11 protein-coding genes are annotated in these 17,301 nt (G+C 35.7%); 6 read left to right on the top strand and 5 right to left on the bottom strand.

Annotated features, from left to right (window positions below; all coding sequences use genetic code 11):
• The 3 genes from EDF66_RS22525 to EDF66_RS22515 all read right to left on the bottom strand — a co-directional run bounded on the left by EDF66_RS22525 (position 1) and on the right by EDF66_RS22515 (position 6,103).
• Entirely contained in the window at positions 1 to 4,707 is a 4,707-nt protein-coding gene (locus EDF66_RS22525) for a SusC/RagA family TonB-linked outer membrane protein (protein ID WP_132845256.1), read from the bottom strand.
• A gap of 114 nt (positions 4,708 to 4,821) precedes the next feature.
• Entirely contained in the window at positions 4,822 to 5,514 is a 693-nt protein-coding gene (locus tag EDF66_RS22520; RefSeq protein WP_132845254.1) for a hypothetical protein, read from the bottom strand.
• A gap of 214 nt (positions 5,515 to 5,728) precedes the next feature.
• Positions 5,729 to 6,103, bottom strand: a complete 375-nt coding sequence (locus EDF66_RS22515; RefSeq protein ID WP_132845253.1) for a hypothetical protein — start codon at positions 6,101 to 6,103, stop codon at positions 5,729 to 5,731.
• A gap of 1,040 nt (positions 6,104 to 7,143) precedes the next feature.
• Between EDF66_RS22515 and EDF66_RS22510 the strand changes: the two genes are divergently transcribed.
• Together EDF66_RS22510 and EDF66_RS22505 are read left to right on the top strand one after the other, a co-directional pair.
• Positions 7,144 to 7,419, top strand: a complete 276-nt coding sequence (locus EDF66_RS22510; protein ID WP_132845251.1) for a hypothetical protein — start codon at positions 7,144 to 7,146, stop codon at positions 7,417 to 7,419.
• Positions 7,420 to 7,575: 156 nt separating this feature from the next.
• Entirely contained in the window at positions 7,576 to 8,232 is a 657-nt protein-coding gene (locus tag EDF66_RS22505) for a DUF4375 domain-containing protein (protein ID WP_132845249.1), read from the top strand.
• A gap of 3 nt (positions 8,233 to 8,235) precedes the next feature.
• Here EDF66_RS22505 and EDF66_RS22500 read toward each other — a convergent pair whose 3' ends face one another.
• Positions 8,236 to 9,663, bottom strand: coding sequence for a sigma 54-interacting transcriptional regulator (locus EDF66_RS22500; RefSeq protein ID WP_132845247.1), 1,428 nt, complete (start codon positions 9,661 to 9,663; stop codon positions 8,236 to 8,238).
• A gap of 307 nt (positions 9,664 to 9,970) precedes the next feature.
• On the opposite strand from EDF66_RS22500, the gene EDF66_RS22495 reads away from it, so the two are divergent.
• The 4 genes from EDF66_RS22495 to EDF66_RS22480 are packed head-to-tail and all read left to right on the top strand — an operon-like array spanning position 9,971 to position 12,848.
• A complete protein-coding gene (locus EDF66_RS22495) occupies positions 9,971 to 10,243 on the top strand; it encodes a hypothetical protein (RefSeq protein ID WP_132845246.1) in 273 nt (90 codons plus the stop codon).
• Between the two features lie 5 nt (positions 10,244 to 10,248).
• Positions 10,249 to 11,271, top strand: a complete 1,023-nt coding sequence (locus tag EDF66_RS22490; protein WP_132845244.1) for a CBASS cGAMP-activated phospholipase — start codon at positions 10,249 to 10,251, stop codon at positions 11,269 to 11,271.
• A gap of 4 nt (positions 11,272 to 11,275) precedes the next feature.
• Positions 11,276 to 12,217, top strand: coding sequence for a cyclic GMP-AMP synthase DncV-like nucleotidyltransferase (locus EDF66_RS22485; protein WP_132845243.1), 942 nt, complete (start codon positions 11,276 to 11,278; stop codon positions 12,215 to 12,217).
• On the top strand, positions 12,210 to 12,848 hold the full coding sequence (locus EDF66_RS22480) for an SEC-C metal-binding domain-containing protein (protein ID WP_132845242.1): 639 nt from the start codon (positions 12,210 to 12,212) through the stop codon (positions 12,846 to 12,848). Before EDF66_RS22485 ends, EDF66_RS22480 begins: the two co-directional genes overlap by 8 nt.
• A gap of 4 nt (positions 12,849 to 12,852) precedes the next feature.
• Here the strand turns inward: EDF66_RS22480 and EDF66_RS22475 are convergent, their stop codons facing one another.
• On the bottom strand, positions 12,853 to 17,286 hold the full coding sequence (locus EDF66_RS22475) for an AAA domain-containing protein (protein ID WP_132845241.1): 4,434 nt from the start codon (positions 17,284 to 17,286) through the stop codon (positions 12,853 to 12,855).
• Between the last annotated feature and the right edge of the window lie 15 nt (positions 17,287 to 17,301).

The raw sequence follows: 17,301 nt of genomic DNA, 5'->3' as shown, positions 1-17,301 counted from the left end.
TTAAAGGTTAAAATTCAATCCTAAGGAAACGGACATCGGATCTGGAATCGCATCTCCAAATTCCGGATCTAGACCTAATTTATTTGCACGCCAAATCGTACCAGGATTTTGGATATAGGCATAAAGGCGAACATTTTTAAAACCTGCTCTATTTAAGCTATGTAAATTGTAACTCAATTGGATATCACGTAACTTGATTTGATCAGCAGGTTCTACTAATGCTGCGGAATAATAATACAATTCACTCGCATATAAATTATTTGGATAGATAAACGCTGGTACATTTGTCTGTTGTTCATCCCCAGGTTTTTGCCAACGTAGAGCATAATCAGAATGCCCTCTTCCATTGTCAATAAACCAACGGTTACTAAAAGAATTCCTTAAAAATTTATGACCTAATTGGTAAGAAATATTAAAGGATAGTTCTAAATTTTTATACGAAAAATTATTCCGGAACGAACCAAAATACACCGGCTGTAGAGAACCATGATTTTCCAGATCTTCAATAGTTCCGCGATTGACTATTGTACTATAATCTTCGGATACTTCTCCATTTACAAAACCGCGTGGCATTCCAGTTTCAGGATTTAGACCGGCCCACTTATAAGTCAAAAGGCTGTAAAGCTGCATACCTTCTATTGGAGTCATTGTCATACCATAAGGACCTGTTATGTAATCTTTCCCTCTAGTACTAGTAAGATAAGATTTGAGTACTTTTGTACGATTATATGCGAAAACTAAATTAGAAGTCCAATTAAAATGGTTACTCTTAATATTCACACTATTCAATGAAATATCGACACCCCGACCATCTAAATTTGCTGAATTCACGTTAAGCGAACTATAGCCCGTTGTCGGATCAATCTTAGCACTTGCTATCAGATCTTTTGGACGTTTAATATAATATTCCAATGAGCCCGATATCCGATTTTTAAAAGAAAAATCCAATCCCAGATTCAACATTCCCACCCGCTCCCAACGTAATGAAGGATTCGGTGGCGACTGCATACTTGCGTAAGGCTGACCCGTTATATAATCAGGACTTGTCTGTATACTAATAATCGGATAAGCAGCCGTGCTGTTATTAACATTGCCATTATAACCATAAGTTGCACGCAATTTCAATAAAGGAAATAGCTGATCATTGATAAAAGATTCTTTCGATAACAACCATGATCCACCTATTGACCAGAAAGGTTGCCCACGCCCGTTTGATTTTACACCAAATAAATTGGACGCATCTTTACGGACACTTCCACTTATTATATAGCGATCATTATACGTATAGTTTGCATTTGCAAAGAACGAAGTATAGCGATTAGTAGAAGCTGCCATATTTGCAAAATCTCTCAAATACAAGGAACCTGATATACCATTTAACGCAGGAATAAGTTTACCATTCTGGACTGGCTGATGTGTCAACAGTTCTGGATCATAACCCCAATACACAGCATTCTGCACTGTAGTTCTAATTTGACGTACCTCTGCACCTCCTATAGCACTTATTTCATGCAATTCGTTCCATTTTTTATGAAAGTCCAGTTGATTGCGAATCTGATACGTATCATTGTTTCTGTGAGATGTATTGAGGTAATCACCTACAGGTAAATTCCAGATCACTTTATCCTTATTCCACGATGCACGATAGTTAATTGTTTCACGCAAATGAACTGAGCCCAACCCTTGCCATTCATCAGTAGGTTGATATGCTCTTTGATACGCATATAAAACTGATGCACTTATTGAAGGTAAAATCTGATACTTAGCTTTAAAATTTAAAAACGTTTCCCTGATATTAGTGAGTAAGTGCGTATCATCCAATTCTTCAAGCGGTCGATATTTCCAGTCTAACAACCTTCCTCCTGCTACAGTATCCCTGAAGATTGGATTATAACCAATAGCATCTACAATTAATGGTTTTCCATTATCATCCGCCATACGCATATAAGGGAAATTTCCAGCTCCTCGCCCCATACTATTATAACCGACCATATTTGCCATGGCGTCCTTTCTTTTAGACTCGGTATAGGTAATACCTAAATCCAAGGTTAGATTTTTAATCGGTCTAAGCTGGGTATTATTCTTAACGATCAAACGATTATAGGAAGAAGTCACCAGATTGGCCAAATTTTTATCATAACCAATAGAAAAAGTAGTATTCATCTTTTCCGAGCCCCCACTCAACTGCACATTATATTGCTGATTAACAGACTCGCGATAAATGTATTTCAGAAAATCTTCCCGCATATCGATAGCACGTAAAGCATCCAATTGTTGGTTCAAATCCATTTGGCTCAAATCACCTTCTTTGTGCTTTTTTAGCAATTGAATCACGGGTGTTAAATTAACATCGTACCGATTGATCCTACTATTCCAATAGCCTTTGTCAAACAGTTCTTTTTCCAAATCGATATAGTCTGATGTATTCATCTGAGGATAATAATAGAGATCGGGTTTCTGCGCAATGGTCACATTACTATTCACTGAAAGTTGAAAAGGCTGATTGTATTTACCTCGCTTTGTCGTAATCACTATTACCCCATTTCCAGATTGTGCTCCCCAAATTGATGAAGCTGCAGCATCCTTTAATACGGTGATATTCTCGATATCATTCGGGTTGATATTATTAAAGCTACCATTTAGAGGATCAAAATTATTTTGATAGGGTACTCCATCAATTACAACTAATGGCCATACATTCCAGTCCATTGTACTCGTTCCTCTAATATTGATCCCCAATAATTTACCTCGGCTAGGTGCATAAGTTTTGTTTGTAGATATACTCGGAACTATATCCTCCAGCCTACTCACAAAATCTGTCGAAACCTTCCTATTGAATAACTTATTATCCACAAATTCAAAGCTTCCGGTCGCCCTTTCTTTGGGTATTTTCTGGTATCCCGTAGACACCACTTCCACTTCGTCAAGTTGATTTTCGACAGGATTTAGTTGCACATGCAACACTGTTCCAGAAGTATACTCCAGCTCTTGGGTTTTGTAGCCGACAGAGGTAAACTTCACTTTGCCCGTACGCTGGGATATAGAGATGCTAAAAGAGCCATCTTTCTTGGTCGATGTCTTCACATTGTCCGCTTCAACACGCACGGATACAGCTTGTAATGGATTCTTATCTACAGCAGAAATAACCGTTCCCTGCAGCACATAATTTTGCTTATTCTGAGCTTGTGCAGATACCGATCCGAAAGTCATCATCAGAAGTAAAAGCAGCACTGGTGAGAACGTTGATTTTAGCGATCGTTTTACAAATCCCTCATTCACAACATCTCTAACACCCCCTTGCACTTGATTTGAAAAGCATTTTAAGCGATTAGACAAATTATTAATGCAAAACCACTCAGATGCCTGACAAAACAAATTAGATCGCTTAAATCCTCTTATTTTAGATAAAGCACTTTCCTTGTAGGGATTAAGTATGGATGAAGCATAGATAAAGCGTTGATAGTGCGTTAGTAGTGCGTAAATCGGTACCGTTTTACGCACTATCCATGCTTTACCAGTACTTAGCATACGCATTACGGACGCTTGGGCTATACATGGAAAACTAAATTTCCATACTAGCCTAGCACAAGCCAGTCCCAGCACTGCTAAGCTACCATCTTCAGTATCTCTTTGGTAGCTCTCAGGTACATTCGCAGTACCTTTTTGGTACCTTTTCAGTAGGGCATTGGTGAATAAACCGTACACTGACCGTACAGCAAGACCGATTTTAGCAAGTACATTCTTCATGAAAATCATAAAAAAAGCAAAGCCATTGGTTCGGATCTTGTTCGGACTTTCTTTTAACCGTCTTTTACCCTTGTAGCAAGTTTCCCCGTAACTGCACCACACTTGCACCGTAGTTGCACCGTCCTTTTCCTGGTGCAGGGACGGGAGAGGTACGGTGCACATACGGTGCATCGACGACCGGAGGTAAAACAAGGTCCGAAACGGGTTAAAAGCAGGTAGATATCGGGTACCTCCCAGACAATGCCTCAATTTACTGTTTGCCACATCCAGTAAATTGCTACTAACTTTCTCAACCCTTTCTTCACCTCTTTTTCTACTTCCACTTGACTTTTGCTCGACTATCCTTCGACTTTTCATGCACTGTAGCCGATGAAATCCCGATGCAGAGTCGAAGCCCAGTCGCAGAAACTTAGAAGTTGGTGTTAAGTTGGTCAGGAAAAAATTAGAATTTATTAACCTTTCCATTTTTCTAGTTTTTCTTTGCTTACCTTCTGCTATTTCTTTGGTATTTCCTTGCTTGTTTATTGCCGATTCATTGCCGTTTGTCTGGCATTTCATTGCCAATTCGTTACCGTTTCTAGGCTTATTCTTTACTTCTTGCAGGCTTCTCCTTGCAGACTCCGTTACACCTTGCTTGCCTTTTCTGTGCTCTTTTATTACTGTTTGCTCGGTATATTGCCGATCAGCTATCAAAGATCTACCCATGGATTGCCGAGCCAGTCCATACTCAGGTGCAAGGCGGTCCCTAAGGATAACCATAGCTTCACCAGCATCGTATAAACGAGCGATTAAACTACAATTAGTTGCATGTGCAATATTATTTTTAAACACATTTTTAGCAAAAGCCCATTCGGGTAATTCCGTATCCTTTTTGCTCAATAGCACACCTTCCCTTTCAGGCTTAAATAGTTTCCGAAGATAATCCCAGAACTTGACTATATATTGTATGTTTATGTTCATTATTTTAATTTTTTAGACATAAAGCTTCCCTGCTCCTTTTACTGCCGAGGGAGGCTTAATCATGAAGCCTTTTTCCCTTGGCAGCATCCGGAGATCACAGGTAGTGAAACTTTACTAATACTTTTCTAAGATTAACTCTTGGTTTTCTTTAACCGTTCTTTTGGCTTTAATGATCATCATAAGCTGTTCCTCCCAGATCAACTCTACAGACTCTCCTGCTATGCTCAATACTTTGCGACTATCTTTTACGATGGTCAATCTTTCTAAGGTCACTTCTATTCCGAAGTGCTTGTTGAGATCGTTCAATATCCGTTGTCGGTACTGTTCCCTTTCTGTCCGTGCTGGCACCGCTAGTTCATAGCAATATGAGGAGATACTCTCCCCTTTCTCTTTTGGTATGAACTGTTCCTTATGCTCTCCCAAAACCAGTATTTGGTTAATCGGAAAATTAGCAGGTAGTCCCAAAGCAAAGAGATAAATCTCAATGACAGTCATATTGATCAGTGAGATCCGCAGTACATCGGTATTGTCATTGCGCACAACCATACTGAAAGAATCGGAAGGCTCTAACAGACGGATCATGAGCGAGTAATAACGGTGCTCCGGTCTTTCTTTCATGACATACTTCATCGCCGATTGCGCGAAGCTTTCGGAAATTGGTAACGACGCATTTTTAAAAAATCGTTCGGGTAAAAGAGTGATCATAGTTCGTTTTTTAATAACAGGAACACGAATTTCACGCAGATAAGAAGACATTTCCTCTCTTAGGGTTAGCGCATAGCTATCCCAGTAGCAAGTATTTTGCATTTTTTTAAAGTTTAAATTGGCTCCCTTAAAACCGAACTATTTGGACATGGCTCGCGCCGTAAGGAAACCAGTTAAAAAAATATTAAATCAAGAAAATGCAATTTTACGTCGTCTTCAATTGGTTATATAATGGTCTTCATTATTGCATTTCAATTTAGACTTGCATCAAGTTAGTTCTCTCCAATTATTTATGATGCAACAGTCTTCATCTACGTCAATCCTTTTTCCCAAAGAGTGAATGGTTAGATTGTCTTAACCTCACTTCTTGTTCCGTTAGCTTTTTGCTAGGAAGCAATGGTATTTCTAAATCTTCCATACTCATCTTATATTTATGTGCTAGATAATACGCAACCAGTGCTCTAAACAAGTCTAGCGAATACGCTTCTAGATAACGTTTATCAGGTTGCTCCATTATACCTTCGGGATCATCTACATCTCCCAAAAACATAGCTACAATATGATCTCTACTACTGTTTATATCATATTTCTTCCAAAAATTCTCAATATTTAATATTGGATTGTATCCTTCAACATGGACCTCATTAAAGACCTGGTCAAATGGTATTAATTTAAAAAAATCTGCGTTCATTGTCTTAATTGTTTTTTGAATAATTAATGCATTACAGAAGTTACTACTTAGAACATATTTCTCCTTTTATTGGTACATGTACATACCTGTCCCAGTAGCAAGTATTTTGCATTTTTTTAAGGTTTAAATTGGCTCCCTTAAAACCTTACTTTTTGGACATGGCTCGCGCCGTAAGGAAACCAGTTAAAAAATATTAAATCAAGAAAATGCAATTTTACGTCGTCATCAATTGGTTATATAATGGTCTTCATTATTGCATTATTTGGGTTAAAGAACAAGATCCGACTTTCCATTATTGATGTAATTTAATAAAACTTGATGACAATGATTTGCTTTATGACTAGAAAAGTGTAATTTTAAGTTGCAAAACGTTAAAATCCGATCCAATTTAGCCTATGCAAGCAATTGTATATCAAAATGAAAGTCGGTAACATAAGCCATTAAGGATGGTAAGAAGCTGATATTAACCTGTCAAGAGCTCGCATTTTTTAGTATGAGGTATGGTCATCACACCATGCTTTCTACTATCTGCGCACCTTTTGATTCAGGACTAGCTTTCCCCTTCCCTATTTGCACTTATGTTTTACTAAACGCCCTATTCTGGCGGACAGGATATGTTCTTTATAAAATGGGAATGTGCGAACCGGAGACAATAATCCTGGATTATGTCGTGGTTGGTTCTTTGGGTGGTTAATAGTCGTTCTATCATAATTAATTTTTGTTATGTGAACAAGACATTCTGGAAGTACAAAAAGAGCAATGCCTTACTGTACTCACCAAAGTGCTTGATAACGACCACCACAATAGCTTTCCAGTAAGGCATGCCCTCCCTTTAAGGGAAGCACAAAGATAGTACTTTCCTTTGAAAGGGCAATTCTTACTGTCTCGAAAGTGGTCGTTAGTCAAGCATCGAGTCTCGTAAATTATTTTGACTGTCCTCCTAGAGGTCAGCTTAATATCAATTAGTTATACAAATATAATAATAAAAAATCAACTGGTCGACAAATCGACCAGTTATTTTAATTTTTAAAATTTTGACAATGAAAACATCAGAAGAACTAGAAGAATATCAAAAAAATCTTGTTAATTTTCTAAAAAACAAATTTTGTGATCCTTACAAAATCGATAATAAAAAAGTTTCAAGAAATATGTATGCTGAAAAAAGCGATATTGGAAGTTCTACTCTTACAAGAATCACAGAAGGTTTAGGATATGATGTCCCATTATCTACACTTTTTAAACTATGTAAATTTGAAAAAATTTCATTAGCTGATTTATTTGTCGAATTTGAGAATACTAATAAAGATATCAAGTAGCGAATAAATAATTTATTAATAAAAAGTTCTATGCAACGAAATACGCTTTGAGAATTAGATTGCAGAAAGAGTTTATATATTAGTTTCCTTTTACAAAATGTTAGTGGTCAGCCTAAAAAAAAATACAAAACGCCAATGATAAGATGAATCATAATTATGGGACTAATAACGGTAATCTTAAATTTATTTGGCTGTACAGGACAGACAAATAAAAATGTGAGTGGGCTTACAAAAGAAATAGAAGAACAACTAACCCAGTCTGTTGAAGCATTTAAAAATAGACCTATTCACAAAGAATTGACAGAACAGATTATTGACACGACTTCGGATGAGAACTTATTGCAAGTAGTTTTTGACAACTTATCCGAAAAAATACCAACAGACTATGAAAAGGAATATGAAACCATAATGGGCTGGAACAAGTCAAGACAAGCAATTTATATGATTTGGGTATTGGAAGCAGAAGTTAATAATGGAGGTTACAACCAGTTTTACTTCAATTCAAGTGGACAGTTTACTACACATTTATCAGAAGCGTTGAGACTTGTTGGTGCAAATAAATTTGCCGAATTGACTAAAAGAGCCAACGACACATTTGAGAAAGAGAACCTGAAAATTACTCAAAACAAAACAGTTAATGCTGTTTTAAATATAAACGCACATTTCTCTTTATGCAAACACAATAAATATTTTTTTGACAAAGACATTGCAGATCTCAATTCATATTTATCAAAAGTCAATAATATCGCTAGTGGCGATGATAAGCACTCCGACATGTTTCACCCCCACAAAGGAAATCCATTGTTAAACTAATCTTTATCTACGATAGTTATATTCAATTAATTTTGTCTTTAACGTATTAATAGTAATACCTAGCATCCTACATGCCTCGGCATTACTATTAGTCATATTCATAATTTTGAGGATATGTTGCTTTTCAACAGACTTTAAATCAAAACCATATTCTTCGATATTATCAAGCAGCTTTAATGGAAGCGAACCTCTGGACACATGCTCTTCATTGAAAACGTACAAATTTTCGATTAAGTTCTCTAATTCTCTCACATTCCCAGGAAATACATAATTTAAAACAGCACTCTCAGTATCCTTTTCCAAAATCAACTGCTTTGTCCTTTTGAAATGCTTCTTCTTTGTTCTAATAAAAAAGTCCAATAGTTCTTTAACTTCAGATCTCTTACGATCTTTCAAAGGAGGCAATACTAATTCAGTTACGGCGAGTCGATAATATAAATCCCAACGAAACTTACCTTCCGAACACATCAATGAAAGATCCCTATTTGTAGCCGCAAGAATACGAACATCTATATCTCTTTCTTTTGATTCACCTATACGAAGGATTTTTTTCTCTTGAATAACTCTTAATAAAAGCTGTTGCATATATGGTGAAATATCCCCAATCTCATCCAAAAAAACAGTACCACCTTTTGCTGCTTCAAAATAACCTACATGATCTTTATCCGCACCTGTAAACGCACCTTTTGTATATCCAAACAATCGAGACTCCAACAAACTATCTGTAAAAGCTGAGCAATTTATAGCTAGAAAAGGTTTATCCTTCCGTATTGAATTGTTATGAATATAACTCGCTAAGTGCTCCTTCCCTGTTCCACTCTCTCCAAATATCAAAGTGGTAACTCTATCGGTCTGAGCTATTAAATTAGCGCTATCATAAACTGGTCTAATAGATTCAGTAATCTTGTACCCACTATTTACTGATGTCTTTACCCCCTGTTCTTTAATCAAAGCAGAGTATCCAGACAACGATTGTTCAACTGTGACATTCACTCTCTCTGGATATCCTAATTTCTTGTCACTGTATTTTAACTCTTTGAGTTGAAATAAATTAGTTCTAAGTCCCAAAGTCATATGACACAGATACCAGACGATTTGCATAGAAGGAGTACCAGGAGACATGAAAATATCAATTTCATAGTCAGAAACATCTAATAAAAACGGTTCCACTTTACTTTTAATCATATTAATATTGATAATCTCCTTAATGCCCATATACTTCACCTCTATTACCCTTTTTTGAAAATCCTTACGTAATTCTGAAGCAAGCAATTCAGCCCTATTATCTAATTCTTCAGCTGCCGACAAAATAATATGCTTATCTATTTCACCGAAGTAATATTTATGATAATTAAAAGTTGGGCCATCTCTTTTTACTAGACCATTTTCAAAATCGTTATTAAAAGCTAACCATGAAACAAGTATTTTCATATCAATATTTGATTATTAAAATCAAATATTGATATAATATTTAACAAAAACAAGGTTTAAAATCATTTTTAAGTAATGGTACACAATTAGCCATATAGATGGTAATGAAAAAGAAAGGAGGTATATAAAAATGGCAAAGAAAACATCAGTACATCGGGACGCAGGAACAGGTCAGTTTGTAACTAAAACCTATGCTGATAAACATCCCAAAACAACTGTAAAGGAAACAGTCAAAAAATCCAAATAGATAGTTGGAGTTATCGACGATAAGATAACTCCACTTTTTAAACATTAAAATTTTAAAAATATGGCAATAATAATCACCTACGATATTCCGTCAAAACATCCGGAATTCAAAGAAAAGATGTTTCTATTGGGTTACAAAGAAAGTATTCCAAATAATAATTGCGGAACACTTTATTTCCCGAATACCACGCTTTACCATGCTACAAAAACAGCTACCTCAGCTAAAGACGACGCACAAAGTATCGCTACTCAATTAGGAATTACGCTAGACAGGTGTATATCTACGCAAATAGGACCTGATTGGAATGGAGTATGTGGTAAACCATTTAATTAAACAGAATGAGAGGAGATAGTAGTAAAAAATTCAAAATACTCTCTATAGACGGAGGCGGGATAAGAGGACTTATCCCAGCCAAAGTCTTGGCAGAGCTAGAAGCAGAACTTCAAAAGGAAGAGCCTGATAAAAAGCTTTATGAACACTTTGATTTAATATGCGGCACATCTACCGGGGCTATTCTAGCAATAGGAATCGCTTTGGGAATACCGGCGAAGGAATTAGCAAAATTTTACGAAGACCATGCAAATATCATCTTCCCGAGATTTGTTTTCCGTTTCTTACCTCGAAAAAGCAGGGCATTCTTTAACGCTATATATAGCAATAAAAAGCTTTTAAAAAAGCTAAGAGAAGTATTTGCAGATGCTAACGGAGGTCGAGATCCGCTATTGCTTGATCTTAAAGCTAAGGTTTGCATACCTGCTTTTAACGGGAATGATGGGGCAATAAACGTATTAAAGACAAAACATCATCCTGAGTACAGGAGAGATTACAAACTCCCTGCCTATCATGTGGCAATGTCTAGTGCTTCCGCCCCTGTGTACTTCCCTCCTCACAGTTTCTCGTTCAAAAACGAGCATGGAGAAGGGACAAATATAAATATGATTGATGGAGGCATTTTTGCAAACAACCCTTCACTCATCGGTGTCTTTGAAGCTACAGACAAACTAGATATTGCCATCGGTGATATAGTCCTCCTTTCACTTGGAACTGGACAGGGAAAGCAAATTATTAAACGTTCTTGGAGGCCCAAGAATGTATTTGACTGGCTATTCCCTAATCCAAAGCTAGTGGATATCGTACTTGACACACAGGCGCAGATTACGGAGCAATATTTAAACTTCCTGCAACGTGCATTAGGCAAAATTGGAAATACATTTCAACACCTCCGCATACAGCATGATATGAAAGGAGATAATATAGAGCTCAATTCATCCAAGAAGAAACACATAGACCGAATGAAGGCTATTGGTGAGGAATTGGCAAAAAACAGATTAACGGAAATATTAAATTTTTTAAAACAATAACACTATGGCAAATTGTCACAATTTATTTCAGGATTATCATGATGAGATATCCATTGGATCGAAAAAGAACCAGAGAATGATGGATTCAAAAGAGGGGCTTAGAAAAAGAATTAGAAAATGGTTTCGAGAAAACCAGCCAAAGTATATTCCTTATTTCTATATACAAGGATCATACAAAATGAAGAACGGCATCCGTACTTCAGAAGATATTTGTGATTTAGACGATGGAATTTACTTTTTACGTGCGCCAGATGTCACTGCCACCGCATTAAAACAATGGGTTAAACAAGCGGTTGAGGGCTATACAAGCACTGCTGCTGAAAACCGTAAAAAATGCATTCGTACAATATTTGTTGACGACTACGAAATAGATCATCCTGTTTACTGCAAGGAGGAAGGGAAAGAATACCAAATAGCAGTGAAAGGAGTCGGCTTTGAAGATAGTGACCCTAAAGCAATGGTAAACTGGTTTATCTCTAAAAAAGATAAAGAAGGTAGATTAGTGCGTAATATTAAACACCTTAAAGGTTGGGCTGATAAACAGTCGTTTAAAATGCCAAGTGGTTTGGCTTTGACCATATTAGCTAGTAACGCTAAAGAAAAAATTGTTTTGAATGAACGTGACGATATCACTATGCGAGACATTTTAAAGGAGATTAAAAAAACATTAAATAATGATTTTAAATGTATAGTGCCAGCAGTACCAAATGATGACCTTCTGGAAAACTATGCAAATAAAGACAAGTTTCTTGAAGCCTTAGATAAGTTTATCACGGACGCAGATGCAGCTATTCATGAAAGTAATCAAAAAGAAGCCAGCAAATTGTGGCGCAAACATTTAGGTGATAGATTTCCTCTTGGCGATAATAAAGATGAAAAAAGAACATATGGGGCTGCTGCAGCTGCTGCAGGAGCAATAACTTCATATCCATTTGCACATGAATAATGCATATATAAGTTTTACTGCTGAAGCTAATGAAGCAATAGGTGAATTTCCCGAACTACAATTATGTGTTCGGGAAGATTCACATCCCTATTTGGTTGGAGATATTTCACTATACGACGAAAACAACGTCGTATACGACAAATACTCAATCAGGATAGAGTGCACCACAGAATATCCCGCCAGCTTTCCTTATGTTTTTGAAACCGCTCAGCGTCTTCCACATAATATTGACTGGCACGTATATGGGGACGGACATTTTTGCATTTGCACGCCTGTAGAGGAATTCATTCATTGCTCTAAACGAATTACACTTAAAGGTTTTATTAAAGAGCATGTAACACCCTACTTACACAATCAAAGTTTCCGTGAAAAAGAAGGATATTTTCTCAATGAAAGGTCGCATGGTTCAGAAGGTATTTTAGAATCTATTTACGACCTGTTAAATACTAATAATGTAAACGAAGCATACAAACTACTAAAATTCATTTACAATAATAACACACCTTCACGCACCTCAATGTGCTTTTGCAATAGCGGTAAAAAATACCGCTATTGCCATCGAAAAGCTTATCAAGCCCTAAAAACCATTGGTCAAGAACGTTTGCTTTTAATACTTAATTACATAAAATGAATAATTAATTCGTAATCACCTCATAGTTAAAATGTTCATTTGTTGCATACCAATCTTGATGTGGATTATCATATGAAACAGCACTCTCCCTTGAGATTAAAGCCTTATTCAACTTAGGTACTTTCTCCAACAATTTTCTAAGATTTTGGTCTCGATTAACTGGATTTTGATAAACTAATAGATAGTTATTCAAAGGATACTCATTAATGAAATCATTCAAGGAGCGAGCTAGATCCCCTATTGCATCGAGATCAATGTTAGAAAGTGAATTAGCGCAGGTTATAATAACTGTATGAGGCAATACAAATTCATCTTTATAATAGCCGGGGTCACTTTCTCTTAACTCACAACACAGTTCGAAAGTATCATTAGACTTAAAGATTCCTGAGTCAATGAACTCTTGTGCCTTGGCAAGCATAGTTTTAGAAACATCAATTCCTAGATAGTGTACCTTTCTTCTACTATCAGATTTAAAAACATTATTAAATGCCAAAGAAGCTGTCATAGGACCGCATCCGAAATCTATAAACATTACTCTTTCTTCTGTGTTTTTAAACTTTGATTGAAAGAATTCTTTGTGGTTTAAGAAAATACTTTCCGTTGAAATAAAATGCTTCCTCATACTCCAATAACAATAGAGCAAAACATTCTCGCGTGCTGTATAATAAGTAAGTAGTTCCTGATTACCAATTAAATCTCCTACATTCTGCTCATAGTTCAAGTCGACCTGCTGATCAAAGTCAGCCAAACCATAACGTATAAGGTTATTACGGGCGAAATCCGTATTCAATCCCAATATTTCATTTGGCCATTTGGTACGTCGATCCTTTCTTACGAGACTCTCAACTTTATTCTCGAATGCAGCTTTGAACGGTTCATTGATTGACATAGGCTTTCTATCCTTAATAGAAGACGTGTCATTAGGAAAAAAAATAGGTTCATTATTTATTATTCCTGACAGCGAATTATTGATATAACCTCCTTTTGACTTGCAGTATTCTATCAATCTTAAATATATCAGGTTACTTGATAAAATATAGTCATTACCAATTAATATCATTTGCTCTCTAGCCCTAGTAAGAGCAACATTTAGTTTTCTATCAACATCACCTTCATCATTCAAATTAATCATCCCTCTAAGCTGGAACGGATTATTAATTGAAAAGGAATAAATTATAATATCTCGTTGACTTCCTTGGAAACGTTCTACAGAGTCCACCGTTATAGCCTCGTAGTTTGGGATTCCGGTCTCCTCTAACTTGTGTTTGATAAGAGCTATTTGATTTCTAAAAGGAGCTATAATACCAATAGTCTTACTAGGATCAAATTCCTTATTGTTTGTTTCATATAAAGAGATAATGTCTTTAACTATTTTTACAACAAAATCAGCTTCGAACGTATTAGACTTAGCATAGTGATCGTCAACCTTGTTGTTATTAAAAAATACTAATCTTTTTTGACTTAATAGTTTCCGCACTGTGTTTGCACTAGACTCGTGAAAATCTAAATCTACGACTTGTCTATTTAGAGACGATTTAGTCTCAGCATCGATATCAGGGGTATCATAAGCTTCTCGCAATCTACCGTTATAGAATGCAAAATTGGGAAATAAGGAAATTTCCTTATGCATGCGGCCTTGATAAGTTAATGTATCGTATGCATGAGACAAAAGATTATCTTCACAGAATTTGTAAAGACGCTCGAATAGCGAGTTCTTTCTATTAAATAACCCAATTGATTCGAGAAGCTTATTATTCGTTTTTGATCTATCTATTGATTGTAAAGAAATGGCAGGTAGTTGCTTGTGATCTCCTATAAGAATAAATTTTGATGCTTTTGCCAAGACACCCACCAATTGCGGTTCCAAAATCTGAGAGGCTTCGTCAACTATTATATAATCAAAACTCTTTACTTGAAAAATACTCAGTTTGCTTCCGACAGAAGCTACTGTAGAGACATAGACATTGTTTTGAACTATAACATTTGTTACTTCGGCACGTCCAAATTTTTTATCGAATGCTGATAACTCCTTTTCTTTAGCTTCGATCACAACATCTATAAGGTTGTCATGATACTTAGAACTGGTAGATAGCTTTGAACCAAACCGAATGAAATTAAGTTTTTTTCTACCACCACAAGCATTATCAATTGCCTCGCAAAGTTCATCAACTGCTCGATTTGTATATGCAAGAACTAAAATGCTTTTATTAGTATCAATTAATTCCTTAATTAAATTTTTAATAATAATTGATGTCTTTCCTGTGCCAGGAGGACCATTCAATAAAAAGTAATCATTGGCAGATAACGCTTTATTTATTACAGTCCTTTGTTCCAAAGAAACTGCTGGATTTTTATAACCATAATCTCCAGCTTTCTCAGGAAATTTTTGTGTCAATATTAAATCCTTATATGACTGGCCTGCTTTTAAAAACCCGTAAAGATTCCTATACATAGAATTGAAAGAGGTCTCCATAAAGTCGCTCTCTAATGCCCACTTACCCTTCTTTCCAAAAGACTCAAAGAACGCCTTATTGCGCTGTTTATATCGAAAATAAACAGTCACATATTCTCCAACAATTTCCTTTATAGTACATTTAAAAATTTGACTATGTGAAACGATTTCTGACATGTTATTTCGAGGGTAAAGCACACAGATATCTCCCTTTCTAAAATTAACATGTTTATTATCCAAACTTCTCCTTCTGAAAACTATTTCCTGCTCTACGCTGTCAATTTTATTATCAACAATTTCAAGATCGTAAAGTATCTCAAACCTACTTTTCTTTTCCTCAAAGCTATCCAACCAAAGTCTTGCTAAACCATTCGATCCTCCTTCTTTATCTCTATCTGATCCACCAACCTTGCTCAAAAAATGTTCGTATGAAACATAATTTGCAAACGAAATAAAGTAATTTTTCTCAAGATCTGAGGCCGATGTAATTGGAGTAAGAAAATCAACTATTTGAGGTTCTATTCGAACTCGGAAATTAGGATGAATATCTTTATTGATTAAGTTTTGTGGATTTATTTTAGTTAGAATACCTTCGGTGTTCTCCTTACTATCTGCTATTAGAAGATGCTCGGTAGAGACTATTTTATTCCTTAGGTTAATAACTTCCTGAAAACCTTTTAAATATGCCCCCGTATTCCTTAAATTATATTGACTAGGCTTCGAGTACAAGATAAAACCTTGCAACCTATTATTCACCTGACTAACATTTAACTTACCTACCTGAGAATAAAGAAGGTAATACATAAACAATTGAGCAAGATGATTGCCTTTAATACTAGCGCCGTCATCAGGCCAAGGTGTACTACCAGATTTCAACTCGATTATCTTGGATACCTCGCTTCCTTTTCGCCAATCGAGCATATCTAGTCGACCTTGTAGACCGAACTTTTCTGATAAGAAAGAAGGCTCAAGAGAGATGTTTTCTAAATTGATATCTAATTTTGAAAATCCATTTTCAATAATATCTTTAATTTTCAGAAACTGCTTTTGGCTTTCATCATAATAAATTTTAAAATCTTTTGTTTCTGCTATGTCCTTACAGGTGGTATATTCAAGTGGGGTTGTTTTAAAGTGTTTAAGAAAAACACTATTGAATTCCACCGGTGCCAAAGGATTAGAAAAAACTTCATCAACAACCAAGTTTGCAAAGTTCCCCAACAATAAATGTTTAGAATCAGGTTTTTCTTCAAATTTTGACTTTAGAAATAAAAGTTCGCTTTCTCCATAATCTTGAATGCATTCTGCAATAGAGGATACATCTAAAAGGTAATCTGGCTCTAGAACAATGATCTTGGGATGAAAAACTTCATTGGCATCAATATCAATATCAATAAGATATAACAAAGCACCAATCCAAAAATTTTCACATGATGTAATAACTTCATTAACCCCTTGTTCCAATATTTGAACAGTAACCAATTTTTCAGGAGCAAATTCATAGCCACTACCTTTGATACTTAGTCCATCAATTTGACAAATTAAATGATTCTCTCGCTTCTCTACAATACATACTTTAGCCTCATTAAGTCGAACACTTTTAACAGGTGCGTATTCAACTCCTCGCTTTCTTCCATTCAACAACACTTCTGGTACGTTAATAGAATAAACTACTTTTAAAAAACCTGCAAAAAAAGCTATATGATTTTTGTAATCGTCCTCATTAGGTTTAATCCCCTCATGCAAAACTTTATTAGCTGTAATACGTAAACCGTGAATTGCACGATCTACATTGTACATATTGCAAACAAAAACCAATCTAGAAAAAAAATCAGAAAACTGAGTTGAGCTATTTAACGTAAGGTTTTTACAAACCTTCTCTAATAAAGTCCTAAGTTGAGGATATTTTACAGATAAAGGCAATCCTTCATTCTTATGAATACTTTCAAGTTCATCGAGAAATTCTAATGCAATTATTTTTTGAGACATTATTAATATAGTTTA

Source organism: Sphingobacterium sp. JUb20 (assembly GCF_004342035.1).
Taxonomy (GTDB): domain Bacteria; phylum Bacteroidota; class Bacteroidia; order Sphingobacteriales; family Sphingobacteriaceae; genus Sphingobacterium; species Sphingobacterium anhuiense.
Note: the sequence above shows the minus strand (reverse complement) of the source record. Positions and strands in the feature narration are given on the sequence as shown.